General features: G+C 74.8%; 1 protein-coding gene. It reads left to right on the top strand.

Going from position 1 to position 369, the window contains the following annotated elements; translation table 11 throughout:
• The coding region (locus G6023_RS13985) for a tRNA methyl transferase PRC-barrel domain-containing protein (RefSeq protein WP_347570775.1) at nt 1-369 on the top strand (369 nt) is incomplete at both ends.

Below are 369 nucleotides of genomic sequence, written 5' to 3'. Positions count from 1 at the left end.
GGCCGCCACGAGGGAATCCACGGGTTCACCATCGGCCAGCGCAAGGGCCTCGGGGTCAGCGGCCCCGCGGCGGACGGCCGTCCCCGCTACGTCACCGCGATCGACGCCGACAGTGGCACCGTCACCGTCGGTGGCGCGGACCATCTGCTCTCGTCCGGTATGACCGCGTCCTCGCCCTACTGGCTCGTCGACGACGACATCCGCGAGACCGACTGCCTGGTGCAGATCCGCGCCCACGGCGAGGCGACCCCGGGCCACGTCCGACGCCTCGGCGACGGACCGGACGCGCGCCTCGAGATCACGCTCGACGAGCCGATCCGCGGCGTCGCCCCCGGGCAGGCCGCCGTGCTGTACCGGCCCGAGCCGGGC

The organism is Dietzia sp. DQ11-71 (assembly GCF_014144995.1).
GTDB lineage: Bacteria > Actinomycetota > Actinomycetes > Mycobacteriales > Mycobacteriaceae > Dietzia > Dietzia kunjamensis.
Note: the sequence above shows the minus strand (reverse complement) of the source record. Positions and strands in the feature narration are given on the sequence as shown.